The sequence below is a fragment of the Bradyrhizobium sp. PRIMUS42 genome (genome assembly GCF_023006515.1).
Lineage (GTDB): Bacteria > Pseudomonadota > Alphaproteobacteria > Rhizobiales > Xanthobacteraceae > Bradyrhizobium.
Map to the genome: position 1 here is coordinate 1 of NZ_JALBGZ010000402.1, position 5,868 is coordinate 5,868.

Sequence of the window (5,868 nt, forward strand, 5' to 3'; positions counted from 1 at the left end):
GGTGCTGCGACCGGCCCATTCCGCTACAAGCACGCCGGCAGCCTCGCCCAGATCGGCAAGCGGCTCGCCGTCATCGACTTCGGCCGCTTCAAGCTGCGCGGCACGATCGCGTGGTGGATCTGGGGCATCGCCCACATCTACTTCTTGATCGGCCTCCGCCACCGCCTCAGCGTTGCGCTCAGCTGGCTCTGGATCTACGCCCGGGATCAGCGGGCGGCGCGGCTGATCACGCAGGGAAGTAGCAAGGTGGTGTAGGGAGCCTCTCGTGTCCCGGACGCGGCGCGGCATGAAATGACGCGACGCAGAGCCGGACCCAGAAGCCATGGGCCCCGGCTCTGCAGCGCAGCGCTACGCGCTGCACTGCGTCCGGGGCACGAGACCTACTTCACCAGCTCGCAGCCGCCGTCTGCCAGCGGACGGAAGGCCTGCTCCGCGGGAATCGTCGAGACCAGCTTGTAGTAATCGTACGGGTATTTCGACTCCTCCGGCTTCTTCACCTCGAACAGGTACATCGGATGCACGACGCGGCCGTCCTGGCGGATGGTGGTGTCGCCGAACAGTCTGTCCTTGCCCCTGAACTTCTTCATCTCGGGCACGGCGTCCTTGGCATTGTCGCTGCCGGTGGCGGCAACCGCGTTGAGATAAGCGAGCGTCGAGGCATAGACCCCGGCCTGGTTGCCGCTCGGCATCTTGCCGTTCATGCCGGGCCGGGCGGCGAACCGCTTGGCAAAGGCGCGGGTGTCGTCGTTCATGTCCCAGTAGAAGGCCTCCATGAGCTGGAGGCCCTGCGCGACCTTGATGCCCATGCCGTGGATGTCGTTGATGAAGAGCAGGAAGGCGACGAGCCTCTGCCCGTTCTGCTGGATGCCGAACTCGGCGGCCTGCTTCACGGCGTTGATGGTGTCACCGCCGGCATTGGCAAGGCCGATCACCTGCGCTTTCGAACCCTGCGCCTGCAACAGGAAAGAGGCGAAGTCGGAGGTGCCGAGCGGATGTTTCGAGGAGCCCAGCACCTTGCCGCCGTGTCCTTCGATGTATTTCTGCGCCTCCGCCTCGATGCCCTTGCCGAGCGCATAGTCGACCGTGAGGAAATACCATTCCTTGCCGCCGCGCGACATCATCGCGGCTGCCGTGGTGTTGCCGGTCGCCCAGGCGTCGTTGACCCACTGGATGGTGTTGGGCGAACAGGCCTTGCCGGTGAGATCGGAGCTTGCGGTCGAGGAGGCCAGGAAGGTCATGCGGCTGTCGCGCAGCAGCGAGTTGATGGACAGACCGACCGCCGAATTCGGCACGTCGACGATGGCATCGACGCCTTCGACATCAAGCCATTTGCGCGCAATGGCATTGCCCACGTCAGCCTTGTTCTGGTGGTCGGCATAGACGATCTCGACCTTGATGCCTTTGCCGCCGCCGTTGAAATCCTCCGCCGCCATGCGCGCGGCTTCCACCGAGCCCATGCCGTTGGTGTCCTGGAAGATGCCGGAGATGTCGTTGAGCACGCCGACGCGCACGACATTGTCCGAGATCTCGGCGCTTGCCGCGCCGGACACCAGGCTTGCGGCCAGCGCAAGCGTCCACCTCAAGTTCTTCATCGTTCCCTCCCCTGTCTATTGGTTTTGCTTCCGGTCGCGTCAGGCCGGCGTGATCTTGACCGGCAGACTGTCGAGACCACGCAGCGTGTTGTTGAAGCGGCGCTTCGGCTCGCCGGTGATCTCGATCTTCGCAATGCGGCGCGCCAGCGCCGACAGCACCGTCTCACCCTCGAGCCGCGCCATGAGCTGCCCGACGCACATGTGAATGCCGGAGCCGTAGCCGACATGGCCGGAGGTACGGCGAGTGACGTCGTAACTATCAGGCTCGTCCCACCGGCGCGGATCGCGATTGGCCGCGGCGAGGAACATCAGGACCTTTTCGCCCTCGCCGATGGTCGCGCCGGAGAGCTCGACATCACGTGTCGTGGTGCGGAAGAACGTCTGCACCGGGCTTTCAAATCGCACCGCCTCCTCGAAGGCGTTGCGCGCCAATGTGAGATCAGCACGCAGGCGCTGCCATTGCTCCGGGAAGCGTGCGAGGCAATAGACGGCGGCGCCAATACCATTGACGGTGGTGTCGAGGCCGGCCGAGAGCAGCGAGCGAACCAGCAGCGGAGCTTCAGTCGCCGTAATCGCGTCCTCGTCGACGTGGGCGTGAATGCAGGCGCCGATGCCGCCGGGAGCGAGATTCTCCCGCTGACACTGTGCAGTGACGTAAGCCTGGTGCGGCGTCGAACGCGCGATCGCCTCCTGGCGCAACTCGTTCGGCGGGCCGAAGGCGTTGAACACAACGCTGGCATAAGGGATGAGATGTTCGCGGCCCTCCGGCCTCAGACCGAGCGCATCCGGAAAGATCGAGAGCGGATAGGCCTCCGCGAGATCCGTGATCGCGTCAAAGCTGCCCTTCTCCAGCAATTCGTCGACCCGCTGCTCGGCCGCTGCGGCAAAGCGCTCGCGCAGCCCCTTCATCACGGTGGGCGACAGCACCTTTGATAACACGGCGCGGGTGCGGGTGTGCGCCGGGGGATCGGCTTCGAGGATCAGGCTCGGCGGCCGCCACGGCGTCTCCTTCTTGAAGTCGGAGAGGCCGACGCCGCGGCTGGAGCAGAAGGTCGCGGGATCGTTCAGCACCGCATGGACCTCGGCATAGCGCGCCACGCCATAGACATTCCACTTGTCGAGATAGACGACCGGACCGGCCTCCCGCAGCCGCTGATGCGTGGGATAAGGGTCGGCAAAAAACTTCATGTCGAAGGGATCGACGTCGAGATGCGGAACGGCCGCGGATCCCGTCGCTGCCGGGGAGCCGGATGCGGTCATGGAAGACCTCACTCATTTTGATCTTGTGAAAGAGCGGCGCATGCCCTTAGGTCTTTCGGCCCGCCGCGAGATAGAATCCCGATATGCCTGCGCCCTCGACCAGAGCCCGCCAAAAACCTGCGCTTAACGAGGCGGGACCGACGCTCGACCTCGACCGTTACGTCCCGGCGTTCGTCACCTTCATCGCCAACAAGCTCTCGAACAGCGCGACCGCGTTCTATCAGCGGCAGTTCGGCGTCAACGTCACGGAATGGCGGATCATGTCGCTGCTGGCGATCGAGCCCGGCATTCCGGCCTCGCGCATCTGCCACGTCATCGGGTTCGACAAGGGGCCGGTGAGCCGGACGCTGGCAGGCCTCGAGAAGCGTGGGCTGATCTCGATCCGCACCGACCCCAACGACGGCCGCACCCATTCGATCTCGCTGACGGCGAAGGGCCGCGCCACCCATGACAAGGTGATCGTTGCAGCACTCGAGCGCGAGCGGCGGCTGTTGTCCTGCCTCAGCAAGGACGAGCGCGAGGTGCTGATCGACCTGCTGCGCCGGCTGCACGAAAATCTCGGCGCGGTCACCGGCGGCACCGAGGCCTGACGGGTCGCGCCTCAAGCGCCACCTTCCGTCACGTCCGGACACTCGCCGGCATTTGCCGACGGCACCAGTTCTGCCGCGCATTTGTTTCCTCCAGAAAAGACGCAGCGGTTTGCCCGCCGTCATCCTAATCTGGAACGGTTCGCACAAATTAGTTGCTTAAGCAACAAAAGAATCGGCAGGATAATGCGGCAGGGTTGCTGGCGTAATGGGCGAGCTACTCGCCCCATCCTCCGTCATTGCGAGGTGCGCAGCGACGAAGCAATCCAGAGTCCTTCCGCGGAGACAGCCTGGATTGCTTCGTCGCTGCGCTCCTCGCGATGACGACGTGGAAAGAGCACGCCTAAACCGACTTATGCCCAACCGATCCATTCACCCGACGCATCGTCGTTCAACCGCGCCACCGCATCGGCGCGCCGCGTCAGCACGGCGCGCTGGTTGATGTAGCCCTTGTCGGTGATCTCGCCGCCATCGACCGACGGCGGCTCGGCGAGAAGCAGCGCGCGGGTGGCGTGACCGGAGGAGTTGGGGCCTTGCTGCCTGAGTTTCGCCAGGCCCTGCGCGATTGCGGTCCTGACCTTGTCATGCGCGAGCACCTCGTTCACGCCTGCCGTCTCGGGCAGACCGGCGTGGACGCGGCAGGCGACAACATTGGGAAACACCAGAAAGCGCGCCTCGTCGCCGCCATGACCGGACACGACGATGTCCTGCGCCAGCGGCGAGAGCGCCGCAATGCCGGCGACGCGCAGCGTGCCGACGCTGACCCAGGTGCCGGAATTGAGCTTGAAGTCTTCCGCGACACGGCCGTCGAAGAACAGGCCGCGCTCGGGCCTGCCGGTATCGGCAAGCTTGACGGCATCGCCGATCAGATAGAAGCCCTCTTCATCAAAAGCCTGCTTCGTCAGCTCCGGCGCCTTCCAATAGCCGGGCGTGACGTTCGGGCCGCGCACCCGCACCTCCAGCTTGTCGCCGGAGGTGACGAGTTTAAGCTCGGTGCCGGGGATGGGCACACCGATATTGCCGGAGCGTTCGGCGAGGAAATGGCAGTCGGTCGCGAGCGGCGAGGTTTCCGTCGAGCCCCAGGCCGAGACCATCGGCAGCGCGCGGCCGACGGTCTTGATCGAGAGTTCTTCCAGCGCGTCCCATAGATTCTGCGGCAGCGCCGCGCCGGCATAGAAGGCGAATTTCACCTCGCTGAAGAAGCGGCGGCGCAGTTCCTCGTCACCGCGCAGCGCCGCGATCAGCATGTCGAAGCCGCGCGGCACGTTGAAATACACCGTCGGCATCACGCTCTTCAGATTGGCCAGCGACGCCGCAAAGAGACCGGGCGCAGGCTTGCCGCCGTCGATATAGAGCGAGCCGCCGTTGCGCAGCACGAGATTGAAATTGTGATTGGCACCGAAGGTGTGGCTCCAGGGTAGCCAGTCAAGGATGACGAGATCCTCGCGCTTCTGCTCGAGAAAGATCCAGGTCTGCGCCTTGGCCTGCTGGCTCGAGGTCAGCATGCGCTGGGTGTTGATGACGGCCTTGGGCGTGCCGGTCGAGCCTGACGTGAACAGGAATTTTGCGATCGTGTCCGGCGTCACCGCGGCGAACGCCGTTGCAACGTCGGGGCTCTCCGGCGTTGCCGCAACAGTGCGGAAGGCGAGCGCACCGGCGTCATCCTCATGGCCGCTGATGATCCGCGCCCGGTGCAGCGGCGCGATGGCCTCCAGCGCCGCCGCGAAGGGTTTTATCGCAGAGACGTAGATCGCTCCCGGCTCGAGCAGCGTGATCATGCTCTTGAGCTTCTCGAAATCCCTGGACATCAGCGAATAGGCTGGCGAAATCGCGGCCGAGGGCACGCCGACATGCTGGGCAGCGAGCGCCAGCAGCGCGTGATCGATGCTGTTGTCCGAGAGGATCGCGAGCGGGCGCTCTGCGCTGAGGCCTTGCGCCAAAATCCAGGACGCCGCCGCCCGCACCTGGCGCAGGGCCTGGGCATATGTGACGGTGGTCCAGGGCGCATCGACATTGCCGCGCTCGGCAAGGAAGATCGCATCTGGCGTTTGCCGCGCCCATTGCTCCAGCCAGTCGCCGACGCAACGCGCGCCATCGCGCAACGGATCGGGCGAGCGCAGCACGATGCTGCCGTCGGCGCGATGCTCTGCGACGGTCCGCGGGCTTGCGAACAGGCCTGCAAGGTCACCGCGTGGGGCGACTGTCATGTGTTTCCTCCTCCGCCCGGATACGGGGATCGGCCGCAGCCTCATTCCGGGTTGCTTGGCCATAATGTTGGGCACGACAATTGTTGTCGTCAACAACAATCTTTCGCTTGGCTTGCCGAGGCGCTAAGGTTGCGCGGCAGGAGACCTGACGTGACAGCCATTGCAGCCCGGGCCTACACCCGCCCCTCCACACGAAAGCGCGCCGGCAACGGCGCGGCGCCT

Annotated in this window: 4 protein-coding genes and 1 pseudogene; 2 read left to right on the top strand and 3 right to left on the bottom strand. The window is 64.9% G+C overall.

What is annotated here, in order from left to right; translation table 11 throughout:
- Window positions 1-255 (top strand): annotated as a pseudogene (locus MOV75_RS24745) (NAD(P)/FAD-dependent oxidoreductase); the annotation flags it as partial.
- Window positions 256-380: 125 nt separating this feature from the next.
- Here the strand turns inward: MOV75_RS24745 and MOV75_RS24750 are convergent.
- Together MOV75_RS24750 and MOV75_RS24755 are read right to left on the bottom strand one after the other, a co-directional pair.
- Window positions 381-1,592 carry an ABC transporter substrate-binding protein gene (locus tag MOV75_RS24750; RefSeq protein ID WP_246921328.1) on the bottom strand — a complete coding sequence of 404 codons (1,212 nt, stop codon included), beginning with the start codon at window positions 1,590-1,592 and terminating at the stop codon, window positions 381-383.
- A 39-nt stretch (window positions 1,593-1,631) separates the two neighbouring features.
- Window positions 1,632-2,852 carry a cytochrome P450 gene (locus MOV75_RS24755; protein WP_246921325.1) on the bottom strand — a complete coding sequence of 407 codons (1,221 nt, stop codon included), beginning with the start codon at window positions 2,850-2,852 and terminating at the stop codon, window positions 1,632-1,634.
- An 83-nt stretch (window positions 2,853-2,935) separates the two neighbouring features.
- On the opposite strand from MOV75_RS24755, the gene MOV75_RS24760 reads away from it, so the two are divergent.
- The gene (locus MOV75_RS24760) at window positions 2,936-3,442 is read left to right on the top strand and encodes a MarR family winged helix-turn-helix transcriptional regulator (protein ID WP_246921323.1); all 507 of its coding nucleotides are present in this window, start codon (window positions 2,936-2,938) and stop codon (window positions 3,440-3,442) included.
- Between the two features lie 350 nt (window positions 3,443-3,792).
- Here the strand turns inward: MOV75_RS24760 and MOV75_RS24765 are convergent, their stop codons facing one another.
- Window positions 3,793-5,646 carry a feruloyl-CoA synthase gene (locus tag MOV75_RS24765; RefSeq protein ID WP_246921321.1) on the bottom strand — a complete coding sequence of 618 codons (1,854 nt, stop codon included), beginning with the start codon at window positions 5,644-5,646 and terminating at the stop codon, window positions 3,793-3,795.
- Window positions 5,647-5,868: the final 222 nt, after the last annotated feature.